Raw genomic sequence first — 15,467 nt, 5'->3', positions numbered from 1 at the left:
CCTTCGATGTATTACCGGAACGGGTTGTAGAAGCGGCTGCCGTTTGCTGCCGTTAGTGCGACGGATATGGCGAGCAGCAGCGCGCTGAGCGCGATGGCCGCGATGTCCCCGCGCGCGAAGGGGCGGGCATTGTACCAACTGCGCTTCTTGTGCTTCCCGAAGCCGCGCAACTCCATCGCGTTTGCGATGGCCTCGATCCGCTCCATGCTGCTGAAAATCAGCGGGAACAGGATGGCGGAGGCGTTTTTGATCCGCCGGATCACGGGGACCCCCTTGCCCATTTCGATGCCGCGAGCCTGGTGGCTCAGCGAGATGTCCCGGTACTCCCGCTCGATGTCCGGGATGTACCGGAGCGCCAGCGATACCGAATAGGCGATTTTGTAGCTGAGGCCGATGCGGTTGAGTGACGCGGCAAATTCGCTGGGTTGGGTGGTGCATACGAAGAGCAGCACCGCCGGGATGGTCGCGAAGTACTTGAGCACCACGTTCAACTGGTAAAAGAGCTGCTCCGCCGTCAGGGCGTAACCCAGCGGCAGCCTGGCGAGTTCATGCCGCGCGCCGTAGAGCGCCACGCCGTGTTCCGGCGCGAACAGGAAGATCAGGATGTTGTTCAGCGCCATGAACCAGAAGGTAATGCCCAGCGTGAACCTCACGTCCGAGAGGCGGATGCGGGAGAGCCGGAACAGCGCCGCCGACAGCACCGCCATTGCGGCGAGCAACCTCGGGTCAAAGGAAGTCATCGCGGCGAAGGTTGAGACCAGCAGGCAGATGAGCTTCGCCGCGCCCGTCAGCCGGTGGACAGGGGAGCGCCGGTCGATGTAATTGAACAGGTTTATCACCCTCGCACCTCCCGGTCGTGGTCGATGAACCGCTGCGCGAACGCCCTCGCGTCGGCGATGCCGCACTTGAGCGACAGGGCGTACAGCGAAGTCTCCCGAAGACTCGCCGCCTTTACGATGTCCGGATCGGTCAGCACACCCGCGCCGGTTTTGTCCGCAATCAGCCTGCCGCCCGCGAACACCGCCGCGCGCAGGCAGTATTCCAGCATCAGGTGCATGTCGTGGGTTATCATGATGATGGCGATGCCCCGGGTGTTGAGCGTGCGCAGGAATTCCATGATCCGCGTGTAGTTCCGGAAATCCTGCCCTGCGGTGGGCTCGTCCAGGATCAGCACCTCCGGCTCCAGCGTCAGGATGGACGCGATGGTCAGCCGCTTCTTTTGCCCGAAGGACAGCGCCGAGACCGGCCAGGCGCGCAGCGGAAAGAGGCCGCAGACGGTCAGCGCCTTCTCCACCCGGCGGTCGATCTCGTCCGGTTCCAAGCCGCGCGCGACGAGGCCGGAGGCCACCTCGTCCCGAATCATCGCGTGGGAGATCATCTGGTTGGGATTCTGCATCACATAGCCGATGCGGTCGGCCCGATTTTTCACGCTGTCCCCGGCGACGTCCCGGCCCCTATAGCGGATGACGCCGCCCTCGGGCCGTTCAAATCCGCACAGCAGCTTTGCGAATGTGGACTTGCCCGCGCCGTTGCAGCCGACGATGGCCATCATCTCGCCCTCGCCCACGTCCAGGCTGATCCCATCCAGCGCCTTGAGCCCGTTCGGATACCGGAAGCTCAGGTTTTCCGCCTCCAGCAGCGGCTTCGGGGCGGGGCGGGGCGGCGCCTCCGGCGCGCGCCGGAACCACCGGCGGACGGCTTCGACCTCCGCCTCCGACAGCGTGAGCGTCGCTACGGAACCGGCGCGCATCCCGGGATGAATCGAAAGCCCCGCGTACTTGAGCGCCGTCGTGTACAGCGGCTCCCTGAGGCCGATCTCCAGGAGGTGGTCGCCTGAGACCAGGTCGTCCGGCCGCAAGTCACAGACCACCCGGCCGTCGTCCAGCAGGATCACCCGATCCACCGGGCGGTGGAGCGCGTCCTCCAGGCGGTGCTCGATCATGACCACCGTCGCCCCGGTCTTTGCCCGAATGTCGTCGATCAATTCCACCGCCTGGCGGCCGGCGGCGGGGTCGAGGTTGGCGAGCGGCTCGTCAAAGAGCAGGATGTCCACGTCGTCCACCATCACGCCCGCGAGGGAAACCCGCTGCTTCTGACCGCCGGACAGCTCGTGAGGCGCGTGGGCCAGGTGTCCCTCGACGCCCGTCAGCGCCGCGGCTTCCCGGACGCGCCGCCGCATTTCGGGAAGCGGCACTACGTCGTTTTCCAGCGCAAAGGCGATGTCCTCCGCCACCGTCAGCCCGATGAACTGGCCGTCGGCGTCCTGCAGCACCGTGCCGACCCGCTTGGAGAGCTCGAAGATGCCCATTTCGCGGGTTTCGCGCCCCATCACCCGCAGGGAGCCGGAGGTCCTGCCCGGATAGGCAAAGGGAACCAGCCCATTCAGGCAGTGGGCCAGCGTGGATTTGCCGCAGCCGGACGGCCCCGCGATGAGCACCTTCTCGCCCTCGAAGACGGTCAGGCTCACATCCCGGAGCGTCGGCTCCGACTGCGCGTCGTATTGGAAGCTGAAATGATCGAACTCGATGACCGGACGGCTCACATTATCCTCCGCAGTAAAAGCCGGGGCCGGGAAGACGATCCGGCCCCGGTTTCTTTAATGAAACATCACGGTTACTGCTTGCTCAGGCTGCCCTTGGCCGGGCGCGCCGAGGCGTAACCCATGAGCAGCAGCGTGCCCAGGATGCCGGTGGTGATGATGTTGGCCACGCCCGCCATGAGGCCCTGTGTGAACACCTTGGCGGCCGGCTCGGCGAAGATCAGGATGTCCAGGAGCGGCGCCAACGCAAACCAGGATACCGCGTGGGCGACGACCTGCCAGAGGTTGAACCTGACGATTGCGCGCTTGTCGAACGCGCCCTGGGTCAGCTCGATATTCCGCCCGGCGAAGCCCATCAGGAAGCCCGCGACGCCCGAGGTAATCACCCAGCTCCACCAGATGCCATAGCCGAAGGACATATCCGCCAGCATGTGGCCGATGAACCCGATGGCCAGGCCCGCCATCGGTCCGAACAGCACCGACATGAAGCCGAGGAGCGCATACTGGATCGAGATGTTGGTATTGGGCACCGGGCTCGGAATGGCGACGAACCGGGCCAGCACGAAGAACAGCGCGGCGCCGATGCCGATGGCGACGATGGTGACGATCGGTGATTTCTTGAACATGCAGGTCGCTCCTTCCCTATCCATTAACTCCCATCTTGTAGTGTAGTCACTTTTCCTGCGATTGTCAATGGCAATCGCTTACGACTTATATTGCAGGTGCGGGACTACATATAGATATTGGACAGGGAGGTAAAAGGCTGCGGGAGGCGGACGTCGACCGCCTCGGGCGAGGCGGTTTTTCATGCGCTTTTTGCCATTGCGCGAAGGAGTTTTCGGTTCTGTGTCGAAGTGATATGCGGCGGGTTGGAGGTGACGGTATGTCGTCGGGCGCAAACAGGATATACTATTTTTCGGGAACCGGGAACAGCATGAGGGCCGCTGAGGTTATTGCGCAAGCGTTGGGCAATACCGAGCTTATTTCCATGCGGTGCGATCCGTCCGATGTGCCGGCGGTCGATGCGGACGTCGTCGGGTTTGTGTTTCCGGTGTATCACTGGACGATTTGTGAGGCGATACGAGATTTCATTGCCGCATTGGATATCAACCCGAGGGCTTACGTCTTTGCCGTTTCAACCCCCAGCTTCATCAACGGCTTTTCGTTTGAGGTGCTGGACCATCTCATGCAGGAGAAAGGTGCGAGGCTGCAATACGCCAAGCGCGTGTTCTCGGTTGCGAATCTCTGCATCGTGTATCCTCCGTTTCCTCCCCCAAGGTGGCGCGTTCCCCGAACGGAGCGAAAACTTATAAAGGTAGCTCGCATGATTCAGGGGAGGGCCGGCAATGTCTACCCGAAGGCAGGCTGGCTGACGAGGCTGATTCACCCAAGGATGATGCCGAAGTACCAGGCCATACAAGCGCAGGTGGACAGGGGATTCTCGGCTTCAGATGATTGCGTTGCCTGCGGGATATGCGCGAGGGTTTGCCCGAAGCGGAATATCGTGATGCAAGGCGGCCGCCCTGTGTTTCTTCACAATTGCAGTTGCTGCATGGCGTGCGTCTCCTACTGCCCGAAAAAGGCCGTGAAATACCATTTGCCGCCCGAACAGCTTCGACAAATCAACACGCCCCTCATGCGCATGATGAGACTTCCGGATAGGCGGAAGCGATACCGCAACCCGTATATATCGGCCGGCGACCTGATGCTGGATCGGAAATACATTGAATAAAGCGATCCTTGACATGCAATTTGCGGGGAGACGCCTCGTTACAGACGCTCGCTCCGTTTGATGGCAAAACCCACTCGAGAGCGGGCGGCCTTCCAATGGTTGTACAATCGGGACGCCTTGTTCACGGCGCCGCCGGACAACCTCAGGGCGTTTCGACATCCATCAACAGCAGATCGACCATCTTCCCGTAGCTTTTCAGGCCGTCCTGGCCGCTCAGGCGCAGGAAGGCTTCCGATACCCGGTTCAGGCGCGCCATGCGCTCCGGGATTTCGGCCTCCGGGTAGCCGCCCATGCGCTCGTGCTCTCTGCGCACTGTCGGGCTCATCGCGTCCATTTGCGCAAGCCACGCGGCGCTGTCCTCTAAGCGCAGCGCGTTCATCGCGTAGTGCAGCGCGTACATCGTGCCCGAGTAGCGGAAGAACGGATCGCCGTTCAGGCAGGCGCGGTAGGCCGCGTAGTTGGCTTCGTCCTCGCGCCCGTAGCCCAGCTGGTGCGCCAATTCGTGTACGGCCGCGAACGGCAGCGTCAGGATAGGCTCGCCCGGGTCCAGGATGGCCTCGCCCGTGAACGGGAACAGCATGCCCGCGATGCCCAGCGCGTCCATCCACTCGGGGTAGCGCGCCAGCTTCGCGGGCGCCTGCGCGCCGATCGCCAGGCGTGCCGCCTCCGGGATGCGCTCGCGCTTGTAGTCGAGGGCGTCCGGCAACAGCGCGCGCAGCCCGTCCGCCTGCTCGGTCAGCCGCTCGCACAGCGCGAAGAGCGCCTGCCGCGGTTGGGCGGGCGTTGGGGTTGCCAGCGCGCTGGTGCGCGCGACGGGGAACCAGACGATCAAGTACAAAAGCGTCAGGGCCCCGGTTACCATCGCGACGTCCAGCGCGAAACGCGCGAGGGGGGAGGCCCTGCGCAGCGTCACACACCGGATCAGCGCGGCGGCCAGCGCGATCGCGAACAGGGCAATCAGCGCGATCACCAGCGGCTCCGCGATCGGGAACGGCACGCCCGCGCTCCATCGGCCGAGCAGCTTCAAAAGCGGGCGCGACACGCGCTCGGCCAGCCAGGGCTTGGGCAGCAGCGCGCACAGCAAGGCCGCGGCCCACAGCGCCGCGGAGACAATCGTCCGCTTTTTCATGCCCATCCCTCCGTTCCATGCTATGGATCCCCCGCGACAATTATCCCACGCAAAAGGTCGAAACGCAAATGTATTTCATGGCATTGATTTAACATTAGATGGTTATAATGGCAACAGAGTGAAATAGGAGGGGTATCATGAATCAGGCGATCAAGCTCGATGTGAATCACATGATGGCCGATATCATTGGGGGGCGCGGCATTGCGCGCGCTTCATATGAAACGCTGATTCCCGAACTTGTTATGGCGCACGGAACCGTGGAGGCAAATCGCGGCAAGGGCATGCAGGGCTGGATGGATTTGCCGTACAACCAGGACGAAGTGGTGCGGGAAATCGAACGGAGCGCCCAGCGCGTACGCGAGCAATTCGACGCGTTCGTCGTGTTGGGCATCGGCGGCAGCGCGTTGGGCCCGGCCGCGGTGCATCAGGCGCTTTGCCACCTGCATTACAACCAACTGCCCGCCGAGAAGCGGGGACCCCGGCTGTACATCGAGGACAACATCGATCCCGAGCGCATGGCCGCGCTGCTCGACGTGATCGACCTGAAGAAGACCTGCTTTAACGTCATCACCAAATCGGGCGGCACCGCCGAGACGATGAGCCAGTACCTGATCGTGCTGGAGGCGCTGAAGAAAGCGGTCGGAGACGACTACAAGAAGCACATTATCGCGACCACCTCCAAGACCCGGGGCTTCTTGATAAAGATTGCCGAGCGCGAGGGCTACGAGACCTTCTACATCCCGGACGGCGTGGGCGGGCGCTTCTCGGAATTGTGCCCGGTGGGGCTGTTGGCGGCGTCGGTGTGCGGCATCGACATCCGCGCGCTGCTTGCCGGTGCGCGCGCGATGGACGAGCGCTGCAAGGTCGGCGATCCTTGGCGGAACCCGGCGCTGATGGACGCGGGGCTGATGCACCTGGCGATGCAGTGGGGCGCGAACATCTCGGTCATGATGCCCTACGCCGATTCGCTGAGGCTGATCGCAGACTGGTATGCACAACTGTGGGCCGAGAGCCTGGGCAAGAACGTGACGCTTACGGGCGAGCGCGTGAACGTCGGCCAGACACCGGTCAAGACGCTGGGCGTGACCGACCAGCACTCGCAGCTGCAACTGTACACCGAAGGCCCCTACGACAAGGTGCTGACCTTCCTGAAGGTGGAGAAATTCCGCGCCGAGACGCCCATCCCGCACGGCGTGCCCGACATCGACACCATTGCGTTCCTGGGCGGCAAGAGTCACAACCAGCTGATCGAGGCCGAGCGCCAGGGTACCGAGTACGCGCTGTACCGCTCGGGCCGCATGAGCCAGACGATCACCTTGCCCGAGGTCAACGCCCACACGATCGGGCAGTTGCTGTACTTCTTCGAACTGGTCACCGCCTACGCCGGCGCGCTGCTGGGCATCGACGCGTTCAACCAGCCCGGCGTGGAGGAGAGCAAGGTGGCCGCCTACGCGGTCATGGGCTTCGACAGCGAGAAGCACAGCGCCAAGCGCGAGGAGATGAAGGGGAGACCGGAGAGAAAGGGAGAGTATATCCTGTAAAGGTCAGCAAGGCCGCCCGCCCAAACCGCGTGATCGTTGGACGGGCGGCCTTTCCTATAGGGCGACACCTCGCGCATGCCTTAATGTGCGGCGGCTGATTCCTCTTGATGGATTCGCGCGATTGTGGTAAACTCTTGAAATGAATACCAAAACACATGAAGGGCGGGGGCACGGCCATGAAGGGAATGTCAGCCGATCAGCTGGATTTTTTTAAAGAGCTTGAAAACATTGGGGCCGGACATGCGGTCACGGCGCTCTCTTCGATGCTCGACCGTCCGATCGGGCTCAATGTGCCCACCGCGACGCTGTGCGACTTCAAGACCATCACCGAGCTGCTCGGCGGGCCGGAGACCCTGGTGGCGGGCATGCTCGTGGGCATGGAGCGCGACCTGACCGGCTCGATTCTGTTCGTGCTCAACATGAAGGACGCGAGCGACCTCACCGCCTCCGTGATCCACGCCATGGGCATCGAGGATACCTTCTCGGGCGACGTGCTGACCGAGATGCAGCAATCCGCGCTGACGGAGCTGGCGAACATCCTGTGCGGCTCCTACATCAATGCCGTCGGCGAACTGACGGGGCTGTCGATCAACTGTTCCGTGCCCAGTCTCGTCATCGATATGGCCGCCGCGATCATGAACCTGCCCGCCGCCGTCTACGGGCAGTACAGCGACTCGGTACTGCTGCTGGAGACCGTGTTCACCGACGATGACCGGGAGATCACCGGTCACTTCTTCCTGATCCCCGACGTGGAATCCCATCGTATTTTGATGCAGAAAATGGGGCTTGATTCGTAATGGCTGATATCATGGTGGGGATTGCGGATATGGCGGTCGCGCGGGCGCCTCATACGATCACGACGCTGGGCCTGGGCTCCTGTGTGGGCATCGTCATGTACGACAAGGTCAGCAAGATCGGGGGACTGGCGCATGTGCTGCTGCCGAACGCGGCCAGCGGCGAGGCGAACCTCGCCAAGTGCGCCGATACCGCCGCCCGGGAGCTCAAGCGCCGCATGCTGCGCGAGGGCGCGTCGCCCGCGCTGATCGTGGGGAAGCTCGCGGGCGGGGCGCACATGTTCGGCATGGTCGAGCAGGTCAACGTGCTCCAGATCGGCAAACGCAATATAGAGCAAAGCCTGCTCGCGCTTCGGCAATGCGCCGTTCCCGTCGTCGCTCAGGACGTCGGCGGCAGCGTGGGCCGCACCATCATACTCAACTGCGAGACCGGCGCGCTGACCGTGCGCACGATCCGCCCGCCCGCGGACAAGAAGATTTAAACCTCTATGACCCCCTCAAAATCCTTTTGCGCGTCGCCGGTCAGCGTGATGCCGCCCGGGGCCTGGTGGATCGTCATGCTGCCGCCGGGCAGGCGGACCTCGATGTCGCGGCCCATCGGGCAGTAGCCCAGCCGGACGGCCACCGCCACCGCGGCGCAGGCCGCGGTGCCGCAGGCCAGCGTCTCGCCGATGCCGCGTTCCCACACGCGCATGTCGAGCGTCGCCTCGTCCACCACGCGCACGAACGATGCGTTGGCGCGCTCCGGGAAGATCGGCGCGCGTTCGAGCGCCGGGCCAAGCTTCTCAACGTCGACCGCGTCCACGTCGTCCACGAATGTCACCGCATGGGGATTGCCCATCGAGACACAGCTGATGGGGAGCACCTCGCCCGCGACCGGGTAGGGGTGCTCGATGATTTCCGGCATGTCGCCAAGCTTTACCGGCACCGCAGCGGCCGTGAAATCGGGCCGCCCCATCCAGACTGACGCCGAATACGCCCGGCCGCCCTGCAGGTACAGCTGCACCTCGTGCGCCCTGCGGTCGGTCTCGATGACAAACCGCGTGACGCGCACCCGGCCGCTGTCGTACAGGTACTTGGCCGCGCAGCGCAGCGCGTTGCCCGACACCGCGCCGGGCGTGCCGTCGCGGTTGAACTGGCGCACGCGCGCCTCGGCGGCGGCCGAGCGCTCGATCAGCACGACGCCGTCGCCGCCGATCGAATGGCGGCGGCTGGACAGCGCGACCGCAAGCGCCTCGGGGCTCGGGATTTGCTGATCGAAACAGTCGAAGTAGATGTAGTCGTTGCCGCTGGCGCGCATCTTGACGAAGCGCAGCCGCCGCCTGGCCTCCGGCAACCGGGCGATGTCGACGAGCTCGATGTTTTCGGCGCTGTAGCCGCTGCGGATGGCGTCAAACAGCGCGGCGGCGGTGTCGAGGCTGGTCAGGCAGGTCACGCCGCGCTCGATCGCCACGCGCCGAAGCTGCACGCTGCCGCGCGTGGGCAGCGCGCCGTGGTCGGAATTGGAGATCACGTAGGAGAGCTTGCCCTGCTCGAGCAGCCGGCGCATGTCATGGCCCTCGAGCATCCGCGCGACCGTCGCGCAGGGCATGCCCGCCGCGCGGATGGCCTCGGCGGTGCCCGGGGTACCGTAGAGCGCATAGCCCAGACGGGTCAGCACCCGGCTCAGCCGGACGGCCTGCCGCCGGTCGCGCGCGCGCACCGACAGCAGCACGCCGCCCCCGCGCGCCATATGCTCGCCCGCGGCCAGCAACCCCTTGTACACCGCCTCCTGCATCGTGCGCCCCACGCCCAGCACCTCGCCGGTGGACTTCATTTCCGGGCCCAGCTGGCTGTCGGCGCCTTCCAGCTTTTCAAACGAGAACACCGGCACCTTGACCGCCGAGAACGGGGCCGCGCGGTAGAGCCCCGTGCCGTAACCGAAATCGTGCAGCCGCTCGCCCAGCATCGCGCGGGTGGCGAGCTCGACCACCGGAAGGCCGGTCACCTTGCTGATGTAGGGGATCGTGCGCGAGGCGCGCGGGTTGGCCTCGATCACGTACACCTCGCCGCGGTAGATCACGTACTGGATGTTGATCAGCCCCAGCGTGTTCAGGCCCAGCGCCAGCCGCTTGGTGCAGTCGATCAGCCGCTCGGTGATCGGGCCGGTCAGGTTCCACGCCGGATACACCGCGATCGAATCGCCCGAGTGCACGCCCGCGCGCTCGATGTGTTCCATGATGCCGGGGATCAGCACGTCCTCGCCGTCGCAAATCGCGTCCACCTCGACCTCGACGCCGGGCAGGTATTGGTCGATCAGAATCGGGGAGCGCGCGCCGCCCTCGAGGATCAGCGCCATGTAGCGCTCGATGTCCGCGTCCTCGAACGCAATAATCATGTTCTGCCCGCCCAGCACGTAGGACGGGCGCACCAGCACCGGATAACCCAGGCGGCCCGCCGCCTCGAGCGCCTGCGCCGGGGTGCGCACCGACGCGCCCCTGGGGCGCTTGATCGAAAGGGACTCCAGCAGCGCGTCGAAGCGCTCGCGGTCCTCGGCGGCGTCGATCGCGTCGGCCTGGGTGCCCAAGATGGTCACACCCATATCCGCGAGCGCGCGCGTCAGCTTGATCGCGGTCTGGCCGCCAAAGGCCACCACCACGCCATCCGGGCGCTCGGTCGCGATCACGCCGGCCACGTCCTCGGGCGTGAGCGGCTCGAAGTATAGCCGGTCGGCGGTGTCGAAGTCGGTCGAAACGGTCTCCGGGTTGTTGTTGACCATGGCGACTTCGTAGCCTTGCGCCTTGAGCGTCCATACGCAGTGCACCGAGGCGTAGTCGAACTCGATGCCCTGGCCGATGCGGATCGGGCCCGAGCCCAGCACGATCGCCCGCTTACCCCTACCTCTACGCGATTCGATGAACCGGGCGGCCTCGTTTTCCTCGTCGTAGCCGGCGTAGAAGTAGGGTGTCTCGGCCGCGAACTCGGCCGCGCAGGTGTCGACCATCTTGTAGGCGGGCAGTAAGGGCCGCGCGATGGACTTGCCGCTCAGGCGGCGAATCGCGGCGTCGGGGAAGCCCATGCGCTTGGCCGATCGGTAGAGGTCCTCGCTCAACGCGTCGCCCGACGCGTCCGCCTCGGCCATCAGGCGCGCCTCCATGCGCAAGATGTTCTTAAGCTTTTCGAGGAACCACTCGTCGACCATGGTCAGCGCGTGCAATTCGTCGACCGTCCGCCCGCGTGCAAGCGCCTCGTACAGGTGGAACAGCCGCTCGTCGGTGGGCGCCGCGCAGAGCGCGAGCACGGCTTCATCATCGAGTACGGACAGCCGGTTCAGGCGCGGCGTGTCCATGCCGATCTCCGCGCCCCGGATCGCCTTCATCAGCGCGGCCTCGAACGAGGGCGCGATCGCCATCACCTCGCCGGTCGCCTTCATCTGGGTGCCCAGCGCGCGCTTGGCGTACACGAACTTGTCGAACGGCCAGCGCGGGAATTTCACGACCGCGTAATCGACCGCCGGCTCGAAGAAGGCCGTGGTCGCGCCGGTCACGGCGTTGGCGATCTCGTCCAGTTTGAGCCCGACCGCGATCTGAGCGGCCACCTTGGCGATCGGGTAGCCGGTCGCCTTGCTGGCCAGCGCCGACGAGCGCGACACGCGCGGGTTGACCTCGATCACCGCGTATTCGAACGACTCGGGCTCGAGCGCGAACTGCACGTTGCAGCCGCCCTCGACGCCCAGCGCGTGCACGATGCCGAGCGCCGCCGTGCGCAGCATCTGATATTCGGGGTTGGCGAGCGTCATCGCGGGCGCGACCACGATCGAGTCGCCGGTGTGCACCCCGACCGGGTCGAGGTTTTCCATCGAGCACACGCACACGGCATTGCCGGCTCCGTCGCGCACCACCTCGAACTCGATTTCTTTCCAGCCCGCAATGCACTTCTCCACCAGGATCTGGCGGATCGGCGAGGCGGAAAGCCCGCTGCGCGCGATCTCGCGCAGCATGGCCTCGTCCTGCGCGATGCCGCCGCCCGAGCCGCCCAGCGTAAACGCCGGGCGCACGATCACCGGGTAGGCGATCTCGGCAGCCAGCGCGCAGGCGGCCTCGATATCGGTCACCACGCCCGAGGGAATAACGGGCTCGCCGATCTCGAGCATGGTATCCTTGAAGCGCTGCCGGTCCTCGGCGCGGTCGATCGTGTCCAACCGCGCGCCCAGCAGCCGGACGCCTTCCTGTTCGAGGAAGCCCTCGCGCGCCAGCTGCATCGACAGCGTCAGCGCGTGCTGCCCGCCGAGCGTAGACAAGAGGCCGTCGGGCCGGGTCTTGCGGACGATGCGCCTCAAGACCTCAAGCGACAGCGGTTCGATGTAGATTTCATCGGCCGCCGCGCGGTCGGTCATGATCGTGGCTGGGTTGGGGTTGACCAAAATCACGTACAGCCCGAGCGCCTTGAGCGCGCGCAAGGCCTGCGTGCCGGCGTAGTCGAACTCGGCCGCCTGGCCGATCACGATCGGGCCGGAGCCGATCAGCATCACCTTGTCGAGCCCTTCAAACAGCGGCATGCGCGCGCCCTCCCATCATCCCAATGAACCGGTCGAACAGGAACGAGGTGTTCAGCGGCCCGGCCGGGGCTTCCGGGTGAAACTGCACCGAGAACGCCGGGATGTCTCGGTAGTCGAGCCCCTCGCAGGTCCGGTCGTTGACGTTTTCGTAGGAGATGGACGCGCCTTCGGGCAACCCTTCGGACGACACCGCGTAGCTGTGGTTCTGGCCCGTGGTGAACAGCCTGCCGTCGGCCTTGCGCCGAACCGGCTGGTTGCCGCCGCGGTGGCCGTACTTGAGCCGGATGCATTTTGCGCCGCGCGCGAGCGAGAGCATCTGATGGCCCAGGCACACGCCCATCAGCGGCACGCGCGCTTCGCTTACGCGCGCAATCTCGCGCAGGATCTCCGGGTGGGCCGCCGGGTCGCCGGGGCCGCCCGACAGCAGCACGCCGTCCGGCGCGAGGCGCAAAATATCGTCGGCGCTGCTGTTCGCGGGCATCACGGTTACGCGTAAGCCGCGTTCCGTCAGCGCCCGGACCATCGTGCGCTTGAGGCCGAAGTCCCACAGCACCGCGTGCCGGCCTGTCTCGCCCAGCGCGTAGGGCGCGGGGCAGGTGACCGCATACACGTCGGCCCGTATGGAAAACGCCGCGAGTTCCCGGGTGAACGCCTCCATATCGGACGGAAGCGAATCCAGGATCGCGGCGTTCATCTCGCCCTCTTCGCGCAGCAGCTTGGTCAGCGCGCGCGTGTCGATGCCCTGTAGAGCGACCACACCCGATTCCGCCAAGTACTCGTGCAGCCGCGCCTGAGAGCGGAAGTTCGAGGGCGTGAGCGCGGCCTCGCGCACAATGCAGGCGGAAAGCCTTGCGGGCGCGCCCTCGAAGTCCTCGGGGATCACGCCGTAGTTGCCGATCAACGGGAAGGTAAACGCCACCATCTGCCCGTGGTAGCTGGGATCGGTCAGCGTCTCGATGTAGCCCACCATGCCGGTGGCAAACACCAACTCCGCGCGCGCCTCCCCCGGCGCGCCGAACCGCTCCCCGGAGAACACCCGCCCATTTTGGAGCACCAGGTAGCCCTTGTGCATGTACATCACCTTCAAGCTTTGTTGGTCTTGATTTTTAGCGTGGGCGGCGGCCCCTTCCCATTCCCATCCGGAGGGGAATGGGGGTCAGGCGTCCGCGATCGCGGATGCCAGGATCGCAAGCCCTTCTTCCAGCGTCCCGTCGTCGATGTTCAGCGGCGGCAGCAGCCGCACCTTGTGCTTGGCCGACAGCGTGAGCAGCCCTCGTTCGATGCACAGCCGGATCACCGCCGGTGCGTTGTTCTTCTTAAGCTCGATGCCCAGCATCAAGCCCATGCCCGCCACCGACCGCACGCCCGGCAGCGCTTCGAGGAAGGCGCGCACCGATGCGCCCTTGCGCCGCACGTCCGCGAGAAACGCTTCATCCAGCCTGTCCAGCACCGCGCAGGCCCCGGCGCAGCACACCGGGTTACCGCCGAAGGTGGTGCCGTGGGTGCCTGTGCCCAGCGTGTCCTGCACCTTCTCGCCCATCAGCACCGCGCCGATCGGCAGCCCGCCGCCCAGTCCCTTGGCCGAGGTGACCACGCTCGGCATGATGCCGTACTGCTCGTAGGCGAACAGCGTGCCGGTGCGGCCGATGCCCGTTTGCACTTCGTCGACGATCAGCAGGATATCGCGCTGGGCGCAGGTATCCGCGAGCGCGCGCACATATCCGACATCCAGCGGCACCACGCCGCCCTCGCCCTGCGTAAGCTCGATCATCAGCGCGCAAACCTCATCGGTGAGCAGCGCGAGCGTGCCCGCGAGGTCGTTCGTCGGCGCGTAGGCGAAGCCTTCCGTGAACGGGAAGAAGTGGTTGTGGAACGCGTCCTGGCCGGTCGCCGACAGCGTGGTCACGGTGCGGCCGTGGAACGAGTTTTTAAGCGTCACGATCGTGGAATGCCCCGGCCCGCGCCGGTCGAACGCGTACTTGCGCGCGAGCTTGATCGCGCCCTCGTTGGCCTCTGCGCCGGAATTGGCGAAGAACACCCGTTTGAAGCCGGTGCGCGCGGTCAGCGCCTCCGCGAGCTTTACCATCGGCTCGGTGTAGAACAGATTGCAGGCGTGCTGGAGCGTATGCGCCTGCTCGGCCACCGCGCGCGCCCAGCCGGGGTCGCAGAAGCCCAGCGCGTTGACGCCGATGCCGCTGGTAAAGTCGATGTACGTCTTGCCGGAATCGTCCGTGCAGCGCGCGAGCGCGCCCGAGACCAGCGAGACCGGAAAGCGCGCGTAGGTCTGCGCCACCGCGCCTTGTTCACGTTTTTTCAGATCTTTCATGCGATCACCTCACAAACATCGTGCCGATGCCCTCATCCGACAGCATCTCGATCAGGATGGAATGGGGCACGCGCCCGTCGATCATGACGGCCTTGCGCACGCCCTTTTGAAGCGCGACCTCGCAGGAGCGCACCTTGGGAATCATGCCGCCGGTGATTACGCCACGCCCGATCAGTGCGTCCACCTCGCCCAGGCGCACCACCGGAATCAGCGTGGACTCGTCGTCTACGTCGCGCATCAGCCCGCGGATGTCGGTCAGCGCGATCAGGTTTTCTGCGTGGAGCGCCGCGGCCAGTTCGCTGGCCGCAACATCGGCGTTGATGTTGTAGGCCGCGCCGTGCTCGTCCACGCCCACGGTGGCGATCACCGGGATGTAGCCGTCCGACAGCGCGTTCAGGATCGGCGCGGTGTCCACATGCGCGACCTCGCCCACGTAGCCGAGGTCTTGCGCCGCCTTCTTCGCGCGGATCATGCCGCCGTCGATGCCGCACAGCCCCAGCGCCTTGCCGCCGCACACCGAGATCAGCGCGACCAGGTCCTTGTTGGTCTTGCCGGACAGCACCATCTGCACCACCTGCATGGTCTCTTCGTCGGTGACGCGCAGCCCGTCCACGAACCGCGACTCGATGCCCAGGCGCGTAAGCGTCGCGCTGATCTCCGGCCCGCCGCCGTGCACCAGCACCACCTTGACGCCCACCTGCGTCAGCAGTACGATGTCGTTCATTACGGCCTGCTTGAGCCGGGGGTTGATCATGGCGTTGCCGCCGTACTTGACCACTACGATCTTGCCGGAATACTTCTGGATGTAGGGCAGCGCCGCGGTGAGTACCCCCGCGCGCAGCTCCTCGGACAGATGGCCCATACGCGCT

At 65.2% G+C, this 15,467-nt stretch carries 12 protein-coding genes; 4 read left to right on the top strand and 8 right to left on the bottom strand.

The window, feature by feature from the left end; translation table 11 throughout:
* Positions 1-11: 11 nt before the first annotated feature.
* From ACH6CV_RS00545 to ACH6CV_RS00535, 3 genes are all read right to left on the bottom strand, one after another.
* On the bottom strand, positions 12-839 hold the full coding sequence (locus ACH6CV_RS00545) for an energy-coupling factor transporter transmembrane component T family protein (protein WP_456356197.1): 828 nt from the start codon (positions 837-839) through the stop codon (positions 12-14).
* Positions 836-2,542, bottom strand: a complete 1,707-nt coding sequence (locus ACH6CV_RS00540) for an ABC transporter ATP-binding protein (protein WP_456356196.1) — start codon at positions 2,540-2,542, stop codon at positions 836-838. Before ACH6CV_RS00540 ends, ACH6CV_RS00545 begins: the two co-directional genes overlap by 4 nt.
* Before the next feature lie 71 nt (positions 2,543-2,613).
* Entirely contained in the window at positions 2,614-3,165 is a 552-nt protein-coding gene (locus ACH6CV_RS00535) for an ECF-type riboflavin transporter substrate-binding protein (protein WP_456356195.1), read from the bottom strand.
* Positions 3,166-3,422: 257 nt separating this feature from the next.
* Between ACH6CV_RS00535 and ACH6CV_RS00530 the strand changes: the two genes are divergently transcribed.
* Positions 3,423-4,271, top strand: a complete 849-nt coding sequence (locus ACH6CV_RS00530; protein WP_456356194.1) for an EFR1 family ferrodoxin — start codon at positions 3,423-3,425, stop codon at positions 4,269-4,271.
* A gap of 142 nt (positions 4,272-4,413) precedes the next feature.
* Here the strand turns inward: ACH6CV_RS00530 and ACH6CV_RS00525 are convergent, their stop codons facing one another.
* Positions 4,414-5,400 (bottom strand): DUF3810 family protein, encoded by a 987-nt coding sequence (locus tag ACH6CV_RS00525; RefSeq protein ID WP_456356193.1) that lies wholly within the window; start codon positions 5,398-5,400, stop codon positions 4,414-4,416.
* Positions 5,401-5,537: 137 nt separating this feature from the next.
* On the opposite strand from ACH6CV_RS00525, the gene ACH6CV_RS00520 reads away from it, so the two are divergent.
* The 3 genes from ACH6CV_RS00520 (at position 5,538) to ACH6CV_RS00510 (ending at position 8,217) form a co-directional block, all read left to right on the top strand.
* The gene (locus tag ACH6CV_RS00520; protein ID WP_456356192.1) at positions 5,538-6,941 is read left to right on the top strand and encodes a glucose-6-phosphate isomerase; all 1,404 of its coding nucleotides are present in this window, start codon (positions 5,538-5,540) and stop codon (positions 6,939-6,941) included.
* Between the two features lie 176 nt (positions 6,942-7,117).
* The gene (locus ACH6CV_RS00515) at positions 7,118-7,738 is read left to right on the top strand and encodes a chemotaxis protein CheC (RefSeq protein ID WP_456356191.1); all 621 of its coding nucleotides are present in this window, start codon (positions 7,118-7,120) and stop codon (positions 7,736-7,738) included.
* Positions 7,738-8,217, top strand: coding sequence for a chemotaxis protein CheD (locus ACH6CV_RS00510; protein ID WP_456356190.1), 480 nt, complete (start codon positions 7,738-7,740; stop codon positions 8,215-8,217). The genes ACH6CV_RS00515 and ACH6CV_RS00510 overlap by 1 nt, the downstream gene beginning before the upstream one ends.
* Here ACH6CV_RS00510 and carB read toward each other — a convergent pair.
* The 4 genes from carB to argB all read right to left on the bottom strand — a co-directional run bounded on the left by carB (position 8,214) and on the right by argB (position 15,460).
* Positions 8,214-12,272, bottom strand: coding sequence for a carbamoyl-phosphate synthase large subunit (carB, locus tag ACH6CV_RS00505; RefSeq protein WP_456356189.1), 4,059 nt, complete (start codon positions 12,270-12,272; stop codon positions 8,214-8,216). The genes ACH6CV_RS00510 and carB overlap by 4 nt on opposite strands.
* Complete coding sequence (locus ACH6CV_RS00500) at positions 12,259-13,344, bottom strand: carbamoyl phosphate synthase small subunit (RefSeq protein ID WP_456356188.1); 1,086 nt, start codon at positions 13,342-13,344, stop codon at positions 12,259-12,261. Before ACH6CV_RS00500 ends, carB begins: the two co-directional genes overlap by 14 nt.
* An 84-nt stretch (positions 13,345-13,428) precedes the next feature.
* Positions 13,429-14,598 carry an acetylornithine/succinylornithine family transaminase gene (locus ACH6CV_RS00495; protein WP_456356187.1) on the bottom strand — a complete coding sequence of 390 codons (1,170 nt, stop codon included), beginning with the start codon at positions 14,596-14,598 and terminating at the stop codon, positions 13,429-13,431.
* A gap of 4 nt (positions 14,599-14,602) precedes the next feature.
* Complete coding sequence (argB, locus tag ACH6CV_RS00490) at positions 14,603-15,460, bottom strand: acetylglutamate kinase (protein ID WP_456356186.1); 858 nt, start codon at positions 15,458-15,460, stop codon at positions 14,603-14,605.
* Positions 15,461-15,467: the final 7 nt, after the last annotated feature.

Origin of the sequence: Anaerozeibacter quisquiliarum (assembly GCF_051162045.1) — a bacterium.
Lineage (GTDB): Bacteria > Bacillota > Clostridia > Christensenellales > Aristaeellaceae > Anaerozeibacter > Anaerozeibacter quisquiliarum.
Note: the sequence above shows the minus strand (reverse complement) of the source record. Positions and strands in the feature narration are given on the sequence as shown.

Coding starts and splice junctions, on each gene's coding strand:
- ACH6CV_RS00535 (WP_456356195.1), bottom strand. CDS start 3,165: ATGTTCAAGAAATCACCGATCGTCACCATCGTCGCCATCGGCATCGGC.
- ACH6CV_RS00530 (WP_456356194.1), top strand. CDS start 3,423: ATGTCGTCGGGCGCAAACAGGATATACTATTTTTCGGGAACCGGGAAC.
- ACH6CV_RS00525 (WP_456356193.1), bottom strand. CDS start 5,400: ATGAAAAAGCGGACGATTGTCTCCGCGGCGCTGTGGGCCGCGGCCTTG.
- ACH6CV_RS00520 (WP_456356192.1), top strand. CDS start 5,538: ATGAATCAGGCGATCAAGCTCGATGTGAATCACATGATGGCCGATATC.
- ACH6CV_RS00515 (WP_456356191.1), top strand. CDS start 7,118: ATGAAGGGAATGTCAGCCGATCAGCTGGATTTTTTTAAAGAGCTTGAA.
- ACH6CV_RS00510 (WP_456356190.1), top strand. CDS start 7,738: ATGGCTGATATCATGGTGGGGATTGCGGATATGGCGGTCGCGCGGGCG.
- carB (WP_456356189.1), bottom strand. CDS start 12,272: ATGCCGCTGTTTGAAGGGCTCGACAAGGTGATGCTGATCGGCTCCGGC.
- ACH6CV_RS00500 (WP_456356188.1), bottom strand. CDS start 13,344: ATGCACAAGGGCTACCTGGTGCTCCAAAATGGGCGGGTGTTCTCCGGG.
- ACH6CV_RS00495 (WP_456356187.1), bottom strand. CDS start 14,598: ATGAAAGATCTGAAAAAACGTGAACAAGGCGCGGTGGCGCAGACCTAC.
- argB (WP_456356186.1), bottom strand. CDS start 15,460: ATGGGCCATCTGTCCGAGGAGCTGCGCGCGGGGGTACTCACCGCGGCG.